Source organism: Vibrio barjaei, assembly GCF_001639065.2.
In the GTDB taxonomy this organism is placed as follows: Bacteria; Pseudomonadota; Gammaproteobacteria; order Enterobacterales; family Vibrionaceae; genus Vibrio; species Vibrio barjaei.
On sequence record NZ_LQXO02000012.1, the window covers coordinates 211,515 to 228,856 of the forward strand.

At 44.0% G+C, this 17,342-nt stretch carries 16 protein-coding genes; 11 read left to right on the forward strand and 5 right to left on the reverse strand.

Going from position 1 to position 17,342, the window contains the following annotated elements; genetic code table 11:
- Positions 1–28: 28 nt before the first annotated feature.
- Positions 29–1,336 carry a sn-glycerol-3-phosphate ABC transporter substrate-binding protein UgpB gene (ugpB, locus tag AWH66_RS07395; RefSeq protein WP_063605474.1) on the reverse strand — a complete coding sequence of 436 codons (1,308 nt, stop codon included), beginning with the start codon at positions 1,334–1,336 and terminating at the stop codon, positions 29–31.
- Between the two features lie 241 nt (positions 1,337–1,577).
- On the opposite strand from ugpB, the gene AWH66_RS07400 reads away from it, so the two are divergent.
- Together AWH66_RS07400 and AWH66_RS07405 are read left to right on the forward strand one after the other, a co-directional pair.
- Positions 1,578–2,312 carry a glycerophosphoryl diester phosphodiesterase gene (locus AWH66_RS07400; RefSeq protein WP_063605473.1) on the forward strand — a complete coding sequence of 245 codons (735 nt, stop codon included), beginning with the start codon at positions 1,578–1,580 and terminating at the stop codon, positions 2,310–2,312.
- Between the two features lie 63 nt (positions 2,313–2,375).
- Positions 2,376–3,140 carry a DeoR/GlpR family DNA-binding transcription regulator gene (locus AWH66_RS07405; protein ID WP_063605472.1) on the forward strand — a complete coding sequence of 255 codons (765 nt, stop codon included), beginning with the start codon at positions 2,376–2,378 and terminating at the stop codon, positions 3,138–3,140.
- On the opposite strand, the gene AWH66_RS07410 is transcribed toward AWH66_RS07405, so the two are convergent.
- A complete protein-coding gene (locus AWH66_RS07410; protein ID WP_167360932.1) occupies positions 3,137–4,165 on the reverse strand; it encodes an HD-GYP domain-containing protein in 1,029 nt (342 codons plus the stop codon). The genes AWH66_RS07405 and AWH66_RS07410 overlap by 4 nt on opposite strands.
- 345 nt (positions 4,166–4,510) lie before the next feature.
- On the opposite strand from AWH66_RS07410, the gene AWH66_RS07415 reads away from it, so the two are divergent.
- From AWH66_RS07415 to nqrM, 4 genes are all read left to right on the forward strand, one after another.
- Complete coding sequence (locus AWH66_RS07415; protein WP_063605817.1) at positions 4,511–5,602, forward strand: PfkB family carbohydrate kinase; 1,092 nt, start codon at positions 4,511–4,513, stop codon at positions 5,600–5,602.
- A complete protein-coding gene (locus AWH66_RS07420) occupies positions 5,596–6,513 on the forward strand; it encodes a pseudouridine-5'-phosphate glycosidase (protein WP_063605470.1) in 918 nt (305 codons plus the stop codon). The genes AWH66_RS07415 and AWH66_RS07420 overlap by 7 nt, the downstream gene beginning before the upstream one ends.
- A 187-nt stretch (positions 6,514–6,700) precedes the next feature.
- Positions 6,701–7,141, forward strand: coding sequence for a NifB/NifX family molybdenum-iron cluster-binding protein (locus tag AWH66_RS07425; protein ID WP_063605469.1), 441 nt, complete (start codon positions 6,701–6,703; stop codon positions 7,139–7,141).
- A gap of 12 nt (positions 7,142–7,153) precedes the next feature.
- Complete coding sequence (gene nqrM / locus AWH66_RS07430; RefSeq protein WP_063605468.1) at positions 7,154–7,354, forward strand: (Na+)-NQR maturation NqrM; 201 nt, start codon at positions 7,154–7,156, stop codon at positions 7,352–7,354.
- 14 nt (positions 7,355–7,368) lie between these two features.
- Here the strand turns inward: nqrM and AWH66_RS07435 are convergent, their stop codons facing one another.
- Complete coding sequence (locus tag AWH66_RS07435; RefSeq protein WP_063605467.1) at positions 7,369–7,641, reverse strand: DUF134 domain-containing protein; 273 nt, start codon at positions 7,639–7,641, stop codon at positions 7,369–7,371.
- 4 nt (positions 7,642–7,645) lie between these two features.
- Entirely contained in the window at positions 7,646–8,665 is a 1,020-nt protein-coding gene (locus tag AWH66_RS07440) for an AbrB family transcriptional regulator (RefSeq protein ID WP_063605466.1), read from the reverse strand.
- Positions 8,666–8,815: 150 nt separating this feature from the next.
- Here AWH66_RS07440 and AWH66_RS07445 point away from each other — a divergent pair, with 150 nt between their 5' ends.
- From AWH66_RS07445 to AWH66_RS07460, 4 genes are all read left to right on the forward strand, one after another.
- Entirely contained in the window at positions 8,816–9,853 is a 1,038-nt protein-coding gene (locus AWH66_RS07445) for a response regulator (RefSeq protein ID WP_063605465.1), read from the forward strand.
- A gap of 38 nt (positions 9,854–9,891) precedes the next feature.
- The gene (locus AWH66_RS07450) at positions 9,892–13,500 is read left to right on the forward strand and encodes a hybrid sensor histidine kinase/response regulator (RefSeq protein ID WP_063605464.1); all 3,609 of its coding nucleotides are present in this window, start codon (positions 9,892–9,894) and stop codon (positions 13,498–13,500) included.
- Positions 13,501–13,588: 88 nt separating this feature from the next.
- Complete coding sequence (locus AWH66_RS07455) at positions 13,589–14,254, forward strand: HAD family hydrolase (RefSeq protein ID WP_063605463.1); 666 nt, start codon at positions 13,589–13,591, stop codon at positions 14,252–14,254.
- A gap of 31 nt (positions 14,255–14,285) precedes the next feature.
- Positions 14,286–15,044 carry a DeoR/GlpR family transcriptional regulator gene (locus tag AWH66_RS07460; protein ID WP_038222536.1) on the forward strand — a complete coding sequence of 253 codons (759 nt, stop codon included), beginning with the start codon at positions 14,286–14,288 and terminating at the stop codon, positions 15,042–15,044.
- 28 nt (positions 15,045–15,072) lie between these two features.
- Here the strand turns inward: AWH66_RS07460 and AWH66_RS07465 are convergent, their stop codons facing one another.
- Entirely contained in the window at positions 15,073–16,323 is a 1,251-nt protein-coding gene (locus tag AWH66_RS07465) for a D-amino acid dehydrogenase (RefSeq protein WP_063605462.1), read from the reverse strand.
- 104 nt (positions 16,324–16,427) lie between these two features.
- Between AWH66_RS07465 and AWH66_RS07470 the strand changes: the two genes are divergently transcribed.
- Positions 16,428–17,312 carry a LysR substrate-binding domain-containing protein gene (locus AWH66_RS07470; protein WP_063605461.1) on the forward strand — a complete coding sequence of 295 codons (885 nt, stop codon included), beginning with the start codon at positions 16,428–16,430 and terminating at the stop codon, positions 17,310–17,312.
- The last annotated feature ends 30 nt before the right edge of the window (positions 17,313–17,342 follow it).

A 17,342-nucleotide genomic window follows, 5' to 3' on the forward strand; every position in this document is an offset into this window, starting at 1 on the left:
GAGAATGACGGCGAAAAGACAAAGACTATTATTTTTGTGTGCGTTCAAAGCGGCGCAACTGCTCGTCACCACGACGAACGGCATTGTTAAGTGCAGACTTAGCGGATGCTTTGCCTGCCCACACGGCTTCTAACTCTTCATTAATGATGTCGCGGGTTTGTAGGAAGTTACCAAAGCGAATGCCTTTTGAGTTCGCTGTTGGTATTGTTGATGTCATTTGTAATACCGCAGTATCTGTTCCTGGATTCGCTTGGTAGAAGCCTTGTTGCTTAGTCAGTTCGTAGGCTTGTTTGGTGATAGGCAGGTAGCCAGTGAACTGGTGCCAATCTGCTTGAACCTCAGGGCTCGACAAATACGTGAAGAACTTAGCAACGCCTTTGTATTCCTCTGACGTATGACCTCTAAGTACCCAAAGTGATGCACCGCCAATGATGGTATTTTGCGGCTTTGTAATTAGGTCATCATCGTACGGAAGCTGCGCAACGCCCACGTCAATACCTTTCATGTTCTCCTTAATCCCCGCTAGGCCAGCAGAAGAGCCCATAGTCATCGCACACTCTTGTGTATAGAAAAGAGGCATGCCATCCGATTGACGGCCGCCATATTTGAAGATGCCTTCTTTTGACCAATCGCCCATTTGTTGGATGTGTTTTACGTAAGGCGCGTCATTGAACTTGAACTCAGTATCAAAACCACCAAAGCCATTATTCTCAGTCGCCACAGGAATGTTGTTACGAGCGCCGAAGTTCTCTATTTGAGTCCAAGATTGCCATGTGGTTGTGAAGCCACATTTCGCGCCTGACGCTAACAGCTTACGCGAGACCGCTTCCATTTCCTTCCAGGTTTTTGGTGCGTCCTTGATGCCCGCTTTTTTAAACATGTCTTTGTTGTAGTACATCACAGGTGTTGAACTGTTAAACGGCATAGACAGCATCTGTCCATCGTTCGTAGTGTAGTAGCCCGTTACTGCGGCAAGGTAGTTGTCTGCGTTAAATGGTTCTTTAGTATCAGCCATCAACTCATAAACAGGGTAGATTGCTTGCTTAGCACCCATCATGGTTGCGGTACCTACTTCGAATACCTGAACGATTGCTGGTTGTTCTTTTGCTCTGAAAGCAGCGATAGCACTGGTCATAGTTTCTGCATAGCTGCCTTTGTACACTGGCTTAATCTCGTATTCGGATTGGCTAGCGTTAAAGTCAGCGGCAATTTCATTGACCTTTTGACCTAAAGCGCCACCCATGGCGTGCCACCATTCAACCTCGGTTTTCGCGTGTGCTTGAGCACTGATAACTGCCATTGTTGCCGCAATTGCCGTGAGGTGCTTAATAGACATATCTTTTCCCTTATGATTTTAAGTATCTGTTCGACAAGACAAGAGCAAATGTTCGCTTGTGTTGTTTTATCTGCTCCATTTGTTCAAATGAAAGTTAAGCGACGAAAATGACGCTTAGGTGACAGTTAAATGAACTTATTTGAAAGGTTTTGTTTTCATCAAGGATGGTTTTAACTGCAATACGCTTGTCATAAAGGGCTGGGATGCTGCATGTGAAAATAAATGAACATATGAGGGAATCATGAAAACAACAGCGCATCGCGGTGTATCGAGTCTGGCACCAGAAAACACATTAGTAGCATTTCAACTTGCGGCTCTACAAGGCGTCGAGTGGATAGAAATTGATGTTCAATTGAGTGCCGACAAAGTACCTGTGGTTATTCATGACCAAACAGTAAACCGTTGTACTGACGGCAGTGGCAAGGTAGCTGATCTGTCGCTGAAAAAGCTGCAAGAGTTGGATGCCGGGTTATGGTTTGGAGAGCAATATAGGAATGAACGCATTCCCTCCTTGTCAGAGACATTATGTTTTGTACAGCAAAATAACATCAGCTTAAATATCGAGTTAAAGGTTTACTCAGGTGATGATATTGAATTGCTATGTCAACAGATAGCGACAGTCGTAGCGGAGGTTGGCGTTTCCCATGAGCAGTTGTTGTTTTCTAGCTTTAATACCCAAGCACTCATGGAAGTGAAAGCTAAGATGCCAAGTATTCGCCGTGGACAGTTGTGGCAATCAATCCCGGAGAATGCTCTGAGTGTGTTAAATGAACTAGAGGCGTTTAGTGTGCATTGTGATTATCGTTTTTTAACGGAAAAGCTCGCTAAGCACGTAAAAACTGCTGGATACCAGTTGTACTGTTACACCCCTAATTTCCCTGAATTGGTGGAAGCACACTGGAAATGGGGGGTTGATATGATGATTACTGACGAACCTCATTCTTACCTGAAGCAAGCTGAAACGGTTTTCTCGTAGTGGTAGCTAACACTCAGTTGTTAAAACCGAATAACACATATTGAAAGAGTAGAACCAAAACCAATGCACAATTTAAGTCTGCGGCAGCAAAACGTTATCGAACTTATTCAGCATCAGGAATATTGCACCATTGAAGAGCTTTCGGCTCATTTTAATGTCACGACACAAACCATTCGGCGTGATATCAACGAACTTTGTGCGTTAGGTCTGGCAAGACGTCATCATGGTGGCGTGAGTTTGCCCACAACATTAACGAACCGAAGTTTTGCCTCTCGAAGCGCAACGAACTTGAGTGAAAAGCAGATTATTGCGAAACAAGTGGTTGAGTTAATACCGGACGGCTGCACTTTGTTTCTTGGCATTGGCACCACCATAGCCGCCATCGCCGAAAAGTTAGGGAATCAGAAAGAGCTAAGAGTTGTGACCAATAACTTCCAAGCTGCTCATATATTGTCTCAGTACGATCATATAGAGACTTGGATACCAGGAGGTCGATTAAGAACCAATGATGGCGATGTTGTGGGTGACAGTATCGGTCATTTCTTTGGCCAATTCTCCGCGGATATAGGGATAGTGAGTTGTGCGTCGGTGAGTTTAGCATCCAGTGCCTCATTGAGCGCCGATATTTCGCCATTAGAGTTGAAGCAAGAAGAGTACGCTATGGAACATCAGCTTCGGGAAGCGTCTGTAAGCCAAGCAATTATTGCTGGCTCGCAGCAGAAATGGCTGGTGGCTAATAGCACTAAATGGCAACGAAAGGCCGGGGCCCGCGTCGCGCCACTTAGCTATTTTGACCGTATCTTCGGTTCGGCGTCAGGAGTAAGTTAAGCCACTTGACCTGATGTCAAAGGCTCAGGTGGAAATCGCTCATAGATAGCTCTAAATTTATCGATGTTATCCAACAACATTTGCACAATGATAGGGTCAAACAAGCTTCCTGCTTCTTGGCGAATATAGTTTTGCGTATCCTCCATTGTCCAAGCGTGTTTATAGCTACGCTTGCTCAATAACGCGTCAAATACGTCAGCGATAGTGATGATGCGAGCTTCGAGTGGAATGTCACTCCCCATAATTTTGCATGGATAACCATTGCCATCGAATCGTTCGTGGTGGCAGTAAATAATGTTCTTAAGAAATGCTACCTCCGCGCTGGAAGCGGTCATAACATCAATGTTGTTCAACACATCATCAATAATATCGACGCCATAATCGACATGTTTATCCATGACGGCTTTTTCTTCAGGGGTGTAGCGATGAGGACTAAACAAAATATGGTCTGGAATACGATATTTGCCGATATCGTGAAAAGGAGAATAGAGCTCTATCCATTGAATAAAGCGGTGATCGACAGGTAACTTAACTGCCAGCAATTCGGCCAACAGTTTGCTATAAAGGCTCATTCGCTGCAGGTGGTCCGCAGTTTCTGGGTCGCGTTTGTGACTAATACGAAGTGCCAATTGCAACGCCTGTAAAAACATTTGATGTTTGTACCTATCGTGACAAAGCAGGCTTGTGATTACCTCTTTAACAAACAATAAGTCCGCATGCAGCTCGCCGTCGCTAAAATAGTCGGCTTTAGTGGCATTAAAGAAAAGCAATGCCCCATGGCGCTCATCTATTTTTAATCCCATTGTGAAGCTGCTTCGGTGTCCTAGTTGTCTTAGCCGCTCATTTCTGGTGTTTGGGCTGAGCTCGTTGAGGTCTGCAACCACTCGAATTTCTTGATTATCTATGATTTTTGTCAGTGGTTGGCAATGTTCTGCATGGATTGAAATGACATCGAAGTAATCGCTGGTGTCTTGATGGTCAATAACATGGAAGTTTTCGAGATGGTTGTGACTAGTAACGGACACACACAATCTCGACAGAAAAGGATGCTTTTTTCTGAGGCTTTTGAAGAGCTCGTCTATGCCGTTTCGACAACTTAACGCGCGGTTGGTGCTGGCAATACAATCAATATAATCCATACGTTTCTTATCATTAGTTTTTATATGGTTATTGCAATAATAGCCACTACTAGGAGACTTCTTCAAGTGACGGATTTCACGATTGAAGGTGTAAAGGAGTGAATATGCACCTAGTGGCAACAATCTGTGATCGCGTTATCAAGTTGAATCTTTGAGCATGGAAAACGTTTGCTTTGCTTAATTTGACAAATTACTATCCAAACAAAAGTTTGTACAAGCGGACAAATGTTTATGACTGAGCGTGAGCAGCAGATTTTAGAGTTAATCAAACAAGACCCAATGATAGCCCAGCATACTCTTGCGGATATGTTGGATTTAAGTCGAAGTGCCGTTGCAGGCCACATAATGAACCTGACTAAAAAAGGCTTCATTGAGGGCAAAGGCTATGTCATTGCTCCAGAACGATTCAGCGCTGTCATAGGCGGTGCCAATATGGATCTTTGTGGCCGTTCAAGTTCTGATTTGGTGATGGGGGATTCTAACCCAGGTGTACTAACTTCAGGAGCTGGCGGCGTCGCACGTAACATTGCCGATAACTTATCTCGACTAGGCAGTAAGGTGCAGTTTATTGGTGCAATCGGTGATGATCTTTGGGGCGAGCAGCTGTTAGATTCTTGCCGAAATGCAGGCGTTGGCGTTGACCATTGTTTAACCGTTCCAGGTAAAGCGACCAGCACTTATTTGTCGATTCACGACCAGAGCGGTGAGCTTCAGCTTGCACTAAACGATATGGCGTTAATTGATGAACTCAATGTTGAGCAACTTTCTAAACGCGCAGCAGTATTTAATCGCTCATCTGCCATTGTGCTCGACGCAAACTTAAGTGAGTCGGCACTGGATTATTTATTCCACGCGCATGCGGATAAAGCTATTTTTGTTGATCCTGTGTCATCAGTTAAAGCAGGAAAAATAAAGCCTTATTTGGAATATGTGCATACCTTAAAACCAAACCTTTCTGAAGCCGAACTTTTGGCGGATTGTAAGATTGAGCATCCGGATCAATTGCCAGACGTTGCTAACAAACTGCACGCAATGGGTGTTAAGCGTTTGCTAATCAGCCTTGGTAAAGACGGCGCTTATTCGAGTGTGGAGGGTCAGGGTGAGTTTATTCCTGCTTCGAAAACACTAGTAAACAATGTCACCGGAGCGGGTGATGCGCTGATGGCGGGTCTTGCTCATGGTTATCTACAAAACTGGGATTGGCAGCAGAGCGTGGAGTTTGCACTTGGTGCAGCCCGATTAGCACTTCAATCCAGTTCAACAATTAATTCAATTATGTCTGAAAAGGCAGTCTCTCGTTTAATAGAGGAATCAACATGTTAGAGAAGTATCTAGATATTCAACCTGAAGTTGCGCAAGCATTGGCTGAAAACAAACCTGTCGTGGCACTAGAATCAACGATCATTTCTCACGGTATGCCTTATCCACGCAATGTAGAGACCGCGCTTTTAGTTGAAGAAACAATCCGTGAATCAGGCGCTATTCCAGCGACTATCGCTATCATAAAAGGTCGCCTAAAAGTTGGTCTAGATAAAGAACAGATCGAATATTTAGGTAAAGCCGGTACTAGCGTAACCAAAGTCAGCCGTCGTGACATTCCTTTTATGGTGGCAGGCGAAAAAGACGGTGCGACAACAGTAGCGGCGACAATGATTTTGGCAGAAATGGCAGGGATTCGCGTATTTGCCACGGGTGGCATCGGTGGTGTTCACCGTGGCGCTCAAGAAACATTTGATATCTCTGCTGACCTTCAAGAGCTTGCAAATACTGATGTTGCTGTAGTGTGCGCTGGCGCGAAGTCAATTCTAGACTTAGCGCTTACTCGCGAATATTTGGAAACGCAAGGTGTACCGGTTATTGGTTATCAAACCGATAGTCTGCCAGCTTTCTATACCCGTGAAAGTGAGCATGGTATCGACTACCGTCTAGACTCAGCAAAAGAGATCGCGATTGCGCTGAAAGCGAAGTGGGAGATGCAACTTGTTGGTGGTGCAGTGATTGCCAACCCAATCCCTGTTGAATACGCGATGCCAGTGGAAACTATCAACTCTGCGATCGAGCAAGCATTGGCAGAAGCGGATGAGCAAGGTATCGCTGGTAAAGAATCGACGCCGTTCTTGTTAGCTCGAGTTTGTGAACTAACAGGTGGGAACAGCCTTGACTCAAACATTCAGTTGGTTCTAAACAATGCTCGTCTTGGTGCTGCTATTGCTAAGTCGTATTGTGAAGCCTAAACGTTTCTAAGTTCGCCCTCTTAATTCAAGCCCCGTCCTAGTTAGGCTCATTTGCTAGGGTGGGGCTTTTTGATTTCTGCGTATCGCTGTTTCTCATTTTACAGATGTTAATATTGCAAATTTAGTTATTGGCATATGCTATTTATAGGAGTAGTTTAGTCACCATTGTTCAGATGGAGGAACTCTTATGATCGTTGCTATCCCTTTCAATAATGATTCTATATCGTCTCATTTCGCTAAAGCACCTCAAATCATGTTGGTTGATACTTCGAAAAATAGTCAGCATAGATTGACCTTACCTGACGCTTCTAATGGTGGCTGTGGGAACAAAAAACACTGGCTCAATATCATCAAACAATATGAAGTAGATACCGTCGTGGTTCGAAATATAGGCAAAAAAATGCTTAGTGCTTTGTTTAACTTGGGTGTCAATGTCAGGTCTGCACCTGTCAGAACACATATTGACGATATCGACTTTGATGCGCTGAATAAGGTGGAATCACTGGATTATGGCAGAGTGAATAAGCCAAAACACAATACCTGTTGTACTGGCCACGAACCGAAACGAAATAAACTCGCGCCTAGTACGGTCCATCATATTAGAATGAATCTCAAATCGATTGAGTGACGGGGTAACATCATGGAAGTACTGTTCGCTATTATTGCGTTTTTAGCGGCAATTGCGTTAATGGCTATTGGTGTGATGTTTAAGCGAAAAGCCATTCAAGGCAGTTGTGGTGGACTTGCGAGTGCTGGCATCGATGGTGAATGTGACTGCAAAGATAAATGCGCTACAACTCATAAAACCTTATATCAAATACAAGAACCTAAAAAGCACTAATCTTTAACAGGCTCTTATTCGATAATGAGTGCGTGACCGTTAATTAGGCAAGTCGCGACTTTCAAACGGGCAGACTTTACTATGTTGGCAAAAGTCTGCCTAGATACTTGCATCTCTTTCGCTGCATCAATCTGGTTCATACCATTGAGATCTGCCAGCCTTAATGCCTCTAGTTCATCGGGTAATAATGCCATCTTATCGAGCTCAGAAAGTGGTACTCCATTAGGTTTGAAACATTCAAAGGGAGCGCGGCCGCAGATACGACGCTGTTTTTTAGGCCTAGCCATTGTTTTACATCCTACTTAGTCTTTGCAGTGGCGATTTTAATACCACGGGCATCATATACAACATCATTAATCGCATCACATGATTTATCGCAACAAAAGCGGGTTCTAAACCCAATAATAGGGCTACTGCGGTCATCGCTTCAACGCTGCCAGGTACCCAAGCAAGCAATAACACTTCCCAATCTGTGTTGGTCAGATAACTAAAGATCAGAGCATAGACCACGGTTACGGTGACGCCTAACGCAGTAACAATAAATCCAGCTTTAGAATATTCAACGGCGTCTTTCAATGATGTAGGAGCCAAACGGGTGCCAATAAGCACGCCTAGAATTGCTGTTGCAAACATAATAAGTAGCTCAGGTACTACCAAATGAAGTGACGAAAATTGAGCGTTAAATATCGCAGCAACAATCAGACTGGTTAACAGGTACGGGGCAGGGATACCGATCTTCCCAACGATCTTACCAAACACAAAGCTCAGCACAGTAAGCAGAATAAGATAAGGAATTTGTGCTAATGAAACCGTTTGGCTGAGCTGAGACGCTCCTTCCCCGGTTGTTGCAACAATTCCCGCTAATACAACGAGCAGAAGTAAGCGGATTGAATGTGAAAAGATGATTTTGGGAGAAGGTTTTTCTTGTTCTTCACTGATGACCAGAATTGCTGCCATTGCTCCGGGAATAGCACCAAGTAAGGACTCAAAAGGCGTCCATTTTTCCCGCTTATAGAGCCAGAAAAAGTTGACGGTGGTTTGCGACAACATACATAGAATCAAACCCATGAATAAAGGCAATGAAAAGGAGCCAATAAGCTCACTCGTGTGCACTGTGATACCAATACTCAGACCAAGAATAATCTGAATCGTCGTGAGGATCGCACTGGGTAATCTTACGTCTGTTTTGGTTAAGCGTAGATACACTACAACAAACAGAGCCGCGGAAAATAGCTCACCGAGCGGTATTGGTAATACGCCGCCAAGAAGTGACCCGATAAGTCCTACCAAGATGGTTTTTAATACTTCCATGCACAACCGATCCGTTAAATGAATTAACACGATTGTACGCGAATTCGCGTTTTCAAGACATCTATTTGCAGAATTTGATGTAAGCCAGGTTTGCAATATATCCAAACTAAACAATACTTTATTGATATAAGTGACAATGGTCGAATTGAGATGAGTATCATAGATCAAGACACAGCACCGTTTACGGTTCTAGTGGTGGATGACACACCAGAAAACCTAGATGTACTCAATGGTATTCTTTCCGATGCGTATAAAGTTAAAGTCGCTATTAATGGGAGGATCGCTCTAAAGGTTGCGCAAAAAAAACCTAAGCCGGACATTATCTTGCTAGATGTCATGATGCCAGAAATGGACGGGTATCAAGTTTGTAAACTCCTTAAGGCTAACCCGCTTACAAGTGATATACCCGTGATATTTGTTACTGCAAAGGGGGAGGTGTCAGATGAGACCAAAGGGTTTGAGCTTGGGGCTATAGACTACATCATCAAACCTGTGAGTCCTCCTATCGTGAGGGCAAGAGTGGCAACGCATTTGTCGCTTCATCATCAGAAACGTCAGTTAGAGAAGATGGTTCGACAGCGAACACAGGTTATTAAAGACACACAACGAGAGATTATCAGTTGCCTTGGAAGAGCTGCAGAATTTAAAGACAATGAAACCGGAATGCATGTGGTTAGAATGAGCCACTACAGTCGAATGCTTGCTGACAAAATTGGTGCAGATTCCAAATGGGTAGAGTTGTTGTTTGAAGCTGCTCCTATGCATGATATCGGTAAGATTGGTATTGCAGACAGCGTGTTGTTAAAGCCTACTACTTTGAATGAACCCGAATGGGAAGAAATGCAGAGGCATGTGGAATATGGCGTTAAGATATTGGGGCATTATCGTTCCCCCTTACTTGATTTAGCCAAAGAGATTGCCCAGTGTCACCATGAAAAGTGGGACGGTAGTGGGTATCCAAATGGCCTTTCCGGCGAGAATATCCCATTAAGCGCCAGGATAGTTGCAATTGCAGATGTTTTTGATGCACTAACAAGCGAGCGACCCTATAAACAAGCATGGCAAACTGATAAGGCCTTTGACTATTTACGTCAAGAGTCAGGGTGTCATTTTGAACCCGATTTAGTTGATGCGTTTATCGGCTTGGAAGCCGAAATCGAAGAAATCAAACGAACATTTTCAGATTAACGAATGCTAATCGTCATTACAGGATGTAACCCCCAATCATGGACTCTGAAAGCATAAAACAATCCATTATCACTTCCAACAAGATAGCCATAGGCTTTCTGATCGTGCTTGTGCTGCTTTTAAGTGTCGGGCTAGCGGCGTGGTTCAGTCTGGATAAGCTATTTCGCTCTGTGGATCGTTATGAGGGGGCTGGGCAGTTACTTCTTACGCTAGACAGAGCTCGTTTACATGAGCTCTCTTTCACCCGTGACTTGTCAGAACGTGAATCGGAAGTGGCTCTGTCTCACATGACAGAAGCGCTCAACCTATCAGAAACGTTTCACCTAGAAAGACATGAAGACAGCTCCGGCACAAAAGAGTTAGTTGGGCAGATAACTGAATATCGAGTTGATTTCCAAAGGTATGTTGCATTGTCGTGGGAGTCGGTAGACAAGCGAGAAAAGATGGTCGCTGCCGCTCAGCGAGCGAGTTCAATAGCAGATGCCATTCATAGTTTGCAGATCAAATACATAGAGAAAGACAAACGTCTGGTAGATAGCCTTCGTCGAGCCATGAGTGATATTTCTCGTAACTCTACAGCCTCGTTCCAGCTTTCTGTCGCAGTGGAGTCTGCACGAAATCATGCTAAAGACTTTTTGGTGTCGGGAAACTTAAAGGAATATCACTTAAGCAAAGGGGAGCTGAAGAAAATCTCTCGCTATTTAGATTTCTTAGAGGAGCGCATTAAGGACGAGCGCAGTAAAGAACTCTTAACTGAATTGGAACAGCTAGAGCGTGCCTATTATGAAAAATTAACCGTATTTCGAAATGATAGTGCCAGAGAGGGACTTCAATTAGACGATCCCGCATTGGCCGACTTTAGTCGGGTTGCGTTTGATTTGGCGCAGTCTGCATTGGACTTACGCAATAACGAAACCTTAGTATTCGAGCGGGCCCAATCCAAAGTAGCGGCAATACAGAACTTGATGGCTAGGCGATTGGATTTGTCTAAGAGCGTGACTGAGCTAATTCAAGAGTTAGATCGGGCAAGGCAAACGGACCGAGACTTCTCGTTAGCATTATCTCCAGAAGCAAAGACAATTCATGCACAAAATGTGGTGATGCTGTTAGAAAAAGGGTTGCAAACTACTTCTATTCTGAAAGGGGCACTTATTGAATTTGATGAGAAGGTGCTGTTTGAAGAACTTAAACCTGCAATGCAGAATTATCTCGATCAGTTTCGTCAATTAAGAATGGTCTCTGCGCAAATTGACACGATTGCGCAACAGATGGTGGATTCAGCTATTGATATCGATAGTGCCATTTTAGATATTAGGAATCGCCGCTTTAGCGAAATGTCGGATGCACGTGGCTTAGCCAATATGACGACCTATGGCGGTATTTTGTTCGCGATGGCCATTTTGCTTCTCGCTTACCTGATCAGAAAGTCACAACGTGAGCTGCATATCGTTACGGAAGAGTTGGAAGAGAGCAATATTCAAACTCAGAATGCCAGCCAAGCTAAGTCTGACTTCCTTGCCAATATGAGTCATGAAATTCGAACCCCGATGAATGCCATTATCGGAATGAGTCATCTCGCTTTGGAAACCAATCTAAATAACAAACAGCGACATTATATAAGCAAGGTACACAACTCGGCTCAAGCGTTACTCGGTATCATTAATGATATTCTAGATTTTTCCAAAATTGAGGCAGGAAAGGTTGAGATTGAATCTATAAGCTTTTCGTTAGACGGCGTGTTAGAAGAAGTGATTAGCCTAATTGATGAGAGTGCAAAGCAGAAAAAGCTACCACTTGTTGTTGATGTAGATCCTGACGTGCCCGACCAGCTAATTGGTGATCCTCTTCGTATTAAACAGATTCTGACAAATCTCACTTCTAATGCTGTCAAGTTTACCGACTCAGGAGAGGTTTGCATCAAACTTTCTACTGTGATGATGCGAGACAAAGAATGTAAAATTATCTTCACAGTGAAGGATACAGGTATCGGGATGACTAGAGAGCAGATCGATACACTGTTTCAGTCGTTCTCTCAAGCGGATTCATCAACCACTCGCAAGTACGGCGGTACGGGGTTAGGGCTTTCTATAACAAAAAATCTCGTAGAGCTGATGGGAGGCCGTGTCAGTGTGGAAAGTCAATTGGGAGAAGGATCTAGGTTCAGTTTTTCTTTAATTTTAGGGGTGTCAGAAAGTAATACTACGGTCTTTTATCCAGCTCAATTGCAGAGCCAAAAGTTAGTTTTAGTGGATAGTTCTAAAGAGTCTGAGCGAGTTGTCATGAGTCAGTTGGAAAGGATTCACTGTAAGGTTGATAGTTACTCTGATCTGGATCAGTTGGAGCTAGCGTTGAGTCGAGGAAAAACGGATCCTAATGTCGTGCTTTACGGGTGGCGTAACGAAATATCTGATAATCTTGATTCGCTGCTCTCGATGAGAGAACGAACACCCCAAATACTGACGGCTAAGCTCATCATCCTTTGTTCTGATTCAAGACAGTATATTGTAGAAGCGTTAGAAGAGACTGATATCCAAGTTTCCAATGTTTTGGAAAAGCCGTTTACGGCATCTACGTTACATGATGCATTAATCGCTGCGGTTTTGAAGGAGCTACCTCGTCAAGGCCATTTTCGAAGTCATAGTGAAGAACTTGAGCAGGCGTTGGTCAGTTTGAAAGGAGCAAAAGTCTTACTAGTCGAAGACAATGCAATTAATCAGGAAGTCGCATTGGAACTACTACGCTCAAAAGGCCTAGAGGTTGATGTGGTTGAAAATGGGCAGGAGGCAGTGAATTCTTTGCAATCTACGAGCTATGATGGGGTTCTTATGGACTGTCAAATGCCGGTGATGGACGGATACGAAGCAACGCGGGTGATTAGGAGTGACCTTGGTTTAGTGGATATGCCTGTCATTGCTATGACAGCCAGCGTGATGGCCGATGACAAAGAAAAAGCGCGGGCTAGTGGGATGAATGACATTATTGGTAAGCCGATTATTCTCGAAGAGATGTTTCAAGTAATGGCAAATTGGATCCGACCGAGTGGGGCTTCCTCAAAAGCCAGAAACGACAATGAAAACATGTTTGACCCAGAAGCAGGATTGCGTCTACTGGGTGGAAATAGGGCGCTGCAGCAAAAACTCATTCAGCGGTTTATTGACCAATATGGAGGCGTGAAGATTAGCTCAGCGGAGGAAAAAGAGCCCTCATCAATATTGTTTGACGTCCATACTCTCAAAGGCGCGTCTGGAAATTTAGGATTGACCGCTCTTGCAGAGTGCTGTGAGCAAATAGAAACGCTCTTGAATCAAAATAGTGTTGTCGAGAAAGAGTTAACCGAATTAAATGAAAAATTGGTGTCAGCGGTCGAGGTTTTATCTCAATTTATATCTTCAGATGATGAATGTGAACTATCGCCAATTGTTATGCCTGCATTGGAGCCACAACTTCAACGTTTGAATGAATTGATTGAGCTTTCTGAAGACTTTGACATGCAACTTTCTGATCTTTTGGCGGACTCCGATTATTTATCTCAATTAGGGCTTCGGGAAGATGTGATAAATGACTTAAAAGTGGCATTAGGACGTTATGATTTCGAGAAGATAACTGCCATTCTGCTAGCTTACAAAGCGTCTATGAGTGCAAAGTAAGAGAGATGACTTATTGAATGGGTTACTCATCCTTTCTTGTTCTGGAATCTGCTATACTCGCCCTTTTTGAAGGTAAGTAAGGTAGTTCATGAACTTTAAAGCAGCAGTTTTCGATATGGATGGATTGCTTCTCGATACAGAAAATGTCTGTAAAGGCATTTTTGAAAAAGCATGCCAAACGCTCGGTGTGCCTTTCTTAGAACAGAGCTATTTATCTATTATTGGATGCAACTCGAAAACTATTCATAGCAAACTCGGTGAGGCGTATCAGGATATTATCGATTATAAGGTGATTAATGAAGAGTGGCGAAAAAGCTATGACTCGGTCGTGTTTCATCAGGCTATTCCGAAAAAATATGGTGTAATCGAACTACTGGATTTCTTGAAATCAAAAAATATCCCTCTTGCTGTTGCGACATCGACTCACCGAAATGTCGCTGAAGCTAAACTAAAACTGGCAGGCTTAGATAAATACTTCGAATGTTTAGCAACGGGTTGTGAGGTGACTAGAGGCAAGCCTGACCCAGAGATCTATCATTTGGCGGCGCAAAGACTTGGTGTTGAATCAGAAACGTGTTTAGCATTTGAAGATTCGAACAACGGTGTCAAAGCGGCTGTTGCGGCCTCTATGCATACTTACCAAATTCCCGACCTCGTATCGCCGTGTGAAGATGTGAAAGCTCTGAATGCGAAAACTAGAACTTCGTTATTTGAGGTATACCGAGAACTTTCAGATAGTTATACTATCGAGTAGATTTTAAAAGAACTCGAACTGGAGTGATGTTTTGAAGCAAACCCAACGCCACAGACAAATACTTGCCATGCTTTCAGAAAAGGGCTTTTTGAATACTGAAGAGTTCGTAGATGTATTTGGCGTCAGCCCACAAACCATTCGCCGAGACTTAAATGATTTGGCGAAGCAGGGGCTAGTCACTCGTCATCATGGGGGCGCATCGCTTCACTCTAGTACTGAAAATGAAGCGTACTCTTCACGTAAAGTGCGGTATCAAGACGAAAAAAATCGCATTGCCAACGAATTGGTAAAACGCATACCTAACTCATCCTCCTTATTTATTGATATCGGTACGACAACAGAAGCGGTAGCGACGGCACTACTTGAGCATAAAGATCTTAAGATCGTTACTAACAATATTAACGTTGCCAACATACTACGAGTCAAAGACGACTTCACGGTTATTGTCGCTGGTGGACAGATCCGTAACAAAGATGGCGGTATTATCGGAGAAGCGGCGAAAGAGTTCATCGAGCAGTTCCGACTTGATTACGGCATCATCGGTATTTCTGGTATACACGAAGATGGCAGTCTTCTCGATTTCGATTTTTCCGAAGTTCGTATTGCGCAAGCGATTATTGCTTGTTCAGGGCAAACGATACTTGCGGCAGATAGCACTAAAATTAATCGAGGTGCCATGGTTAATCTTGGCCATATTTCTCAAGTGGATGCGTTTTACACTGACGCGATGCCCCCACAAGAATTAGTAGATATTCTTGAGCATAATGAGGTTGATTTGCAGGTGTGTTAAACACACCTGTCATACATTTTCGGTACTTCTACTGGTACCTCTCAACGCTTAGTTCTGCTAGTTCTAGACGACCATCGGAAGCCAATAACTCAGTGAGAATATCCGCCGAACCACATGCCATCGTCCAGCCTAAGGTGCCGTGTCCTGTATTGGTGTAAAGGTTTTTGATCGGTGTTTTGCCAATAATCGGTGTGCCATCTGGTGTCATAGGTCTAAATCCACTCCAGTATTCTGCTTGAGTAAGGTCTGTGCCTTTGGGAAAAAGGTTGCGGACGACATGGTTGAGCGTGGAAAGTCTCTTGTCAGGAAGTGTTGCATCAAATCCTGCAAGCTCGGCTGTACCAGCGACGCGAATGCGCTCATCAAATCGAGTAACCGCAACCTTGTAGGTTTCATCCATAATGGTAGAGGTAGGTGCTTGCTGATCATCGATCACCGGAAGTGTTAATGAATAGCCTTTTACCGGATAAATCGGTAGGTCAACGCCAAGAGGCGCCAGCAAAGATTTGGAGTAGCTTCCTAGTGCGACGACGAATCGATCACCTGTTATTGTGCCTTGAGACGTGTTAACCCCCCTGATGCACTGCTTATCAACCTCTAGTTCATTGATATTGGTATCAAATAGGAACTTGACACCTGCTTGCTCCGCTAAAGTTTGCAATTGTTGGCAAAACAAATAGCAATCACCGGTCTCATCATCAGGCAGGTAAAGGCCGCCGACCAGTTTTCCGTTCATATTTTCTAGTCCAGGCTCCTGTTGTAAGCACTGCTGACGATCGAGTAGTTGAAACCGAGTGCCACTTTCTTTGAGCAGCTCGATATCTCTTTCTACCGCGCTCATTTGGTCATTATTTCGAAAGATTTGTAGTGTGCCTTGCCTGCGTCCTTGATATTGCAGTTGGTATTGTCTATTAAGCTGGGCTAAACAGTCTCTACTGCGATTAGCAATGGTCAACATGCGAGCTTTATTGGTTTTGTAATGACTAAGTTGGCAATTCAACAACATTTGGCTCGCCCAGTGAATCAGTTCAGGGCTTAAGCTAGGCTTTATTTTTAACGGTGCGTGCTGCTCAAAAAGCCATTTAAGTGCTTTTGTGGGAATCCCTGGAGCTGCCCATGGAGAGGAGTACCCGTAGGAAATCTGTCCCGCATTGGCGAAGCTTGTCTCTTCGGCAGCTCTGGATTGACGGTCGACGACTGTCACCTCAAAGCCAGCTTGAGACAGATACCAAGCACTGGTTAATCCAATAACTCCACTTCCTAATACGACGACTTTCACATTCAACTCTCACACTTTTTATTTTCAGCAACAATGAACGCTTTACATCTGATTAACAATCGATATAAATTGACAATAGATTTTAGTAAAACTAAAGGCTAGATATGAAATCTGCTGTACTTCATGGTGTTAATCTAATTTGTATCGTCGCGCGTCACACCAGTATTACCAGTGCGGCAAAAGAGCTGAATTTGACGATTGGCGCGGTGAGTCAGCAGCTACATCAGATTGAGCAACGCTTAGGTTTTACTGTATTTGAACGCCACGCTCGGGGAATTCGGCTTACCGAACGTGGTAACAAACTAGTAGAAGCGGCAGGTCATCATTTACTGGCCATTGAAGAAGCGGTGTTTCAACTAACACGAGTGTCTGAGCGTAAACAGATACGGCTCAAACTCACCCCGTCGTTTGCCTTTAAGTGGTTAGTCCCTCGTTTGGAAGACTTTTATCGCCGTTATCCCGATGTTCAGATACACACTTTCGCTGAAGGCGCACTCGTTGATAGTGACAGCCGCGATTTTGATATTGCGATAGATTATGGACCGATACCTTATAAACGCTCTGATGCAGAATTACTGTTAGAAGAATCACTGATTCCGGTAATGAGTTATGACTACTGGCAGCGTCACCCAGATTTGGCAACCAGCAATAAAGCGTGGGAACAAGTGACACTATTGCATGATCTTATGCCGTGGGAAGGTGCCCTCAAAGATTATGAATGGCTGTACTGGGCATCTCGGCAGAGTCTGGATTTTGACACTAACCAAGGGCATTTCTTCAATCGTACTGATATGGCGATGTCGGCTGCCGAGGCTGGAGTTGGTATTGCACTGGCTCGGACAGCCTTGCTAGGTGAAGAAGTCGCGCAAGGGAGGCTAGTAGCCCCATTTGAAAAGATGGCGGCGAATGCTGGATATTTTGTCATCACCCATACTGACAATCCTTATACGCGGCTGTTTAAGAGTTGGCTGCAAGAACAGTCACAGTAACCTGTGATAAAAGGCTCACCTCACCGTGCT

What these genes read in the sequence shown, in the direction of transcription:
- ugpB (WP_063605474.1), bottom strand. Translation starts at nt 1,336, where the DNA reads ATGTCTATTAAGCACCTCACGGCAATTGCGGCAACAATGGCAGTTATC.
- AWH66_RS07400 (WP_063605473.1), top strand. Translation starts at nt 1,578, where the DNA reads ATGAAAACAACAGCGCATCGCGGTGTATCGAGTCTGGCACCAGAAAAC.
- AWH66_RS07405 (WP_063605472.1), top strand. Translation starts at nt 2,376, where the DNA reads ATGCACAATTTAAGTCTGCGGCAGCAAAACGTTATCGAACTTATTCAG.
- AWH66_RS07415 (WP_063605817.1), top strand. Translation starts at nt 4,511, where the DNA reads ATGACTGAGCGTGAGCAGCAGATTTTAGAGTTAATCAAACAAGACCCA.
- AWH66_RS07420 (WP_063605470.1), top strand. Translation starts at nt 5,596, where the DNA reads ATGTTAGAGAAGTATCTAGATATTCAACCTGAAGTTGCGCAAGCATTG.
- AWH66_RS07425 (WP_063605469.1), top strand. Translation starts at nt 6,701, where the DNA reads ATGATCGTTGCTATCCCTTTCAATAATGATTCTATATCGTCTCATTTC.
- nqrM (WP_063605468.1), top strand. Translation starts at nt 7,154, where the DNA reads ATGGAAGTACTGTTCGCTATTATTGCGTTTTTAGCGGCAATTGCGTTA.
- AWH66_RS07435 (WP_063605467.1), bottom strand. Translation starts at nt 7,641, where the DNA reads ATGGCTAGGCCTAAAAAACAGCGTCGTATCTGCGGCCGCGCTCCCTTT.
- AWH66_RS07440 (WP_063605466.1), bottom strand. Translation starts at nt 8,665, where the DNA reads ATGGAAGTATTAAAAACCATCTTGGTAGGACTTATCGGGTCACTTCTT.
- AWH66_RS07445 (WP_063605465.1), top strand. Translation starts at nt 8,816, where the DNA reads ATGAGTATCATAGATCAAGACACAGCACCGTTTACGGTTCTAGTGGTG.
- AWH66_RS07450 (WP_063605464.1), top strand. Translation starts at nt 9,892, where the DNA reads ATGGACTCTGAAAGCATAAAACAATCCATTATCACTTCCAACAAGATA.
- AWH66_RS07455 (WP_063605463.1), top strand. Translation starts at nt 13,589, where the DNA reads ATGAACTTTAAAGCAGCAGTTTTCGATATGGATGGATTGCTTCTCGAT.
- AWH66_RS07470 (WP_063605461.1), top strand. Translation starts at nt 16,428, where the DNA reads ATGAAATCTGCTGTACTTCATGGTGTTAATCTAATTTGTATCGTCGCG.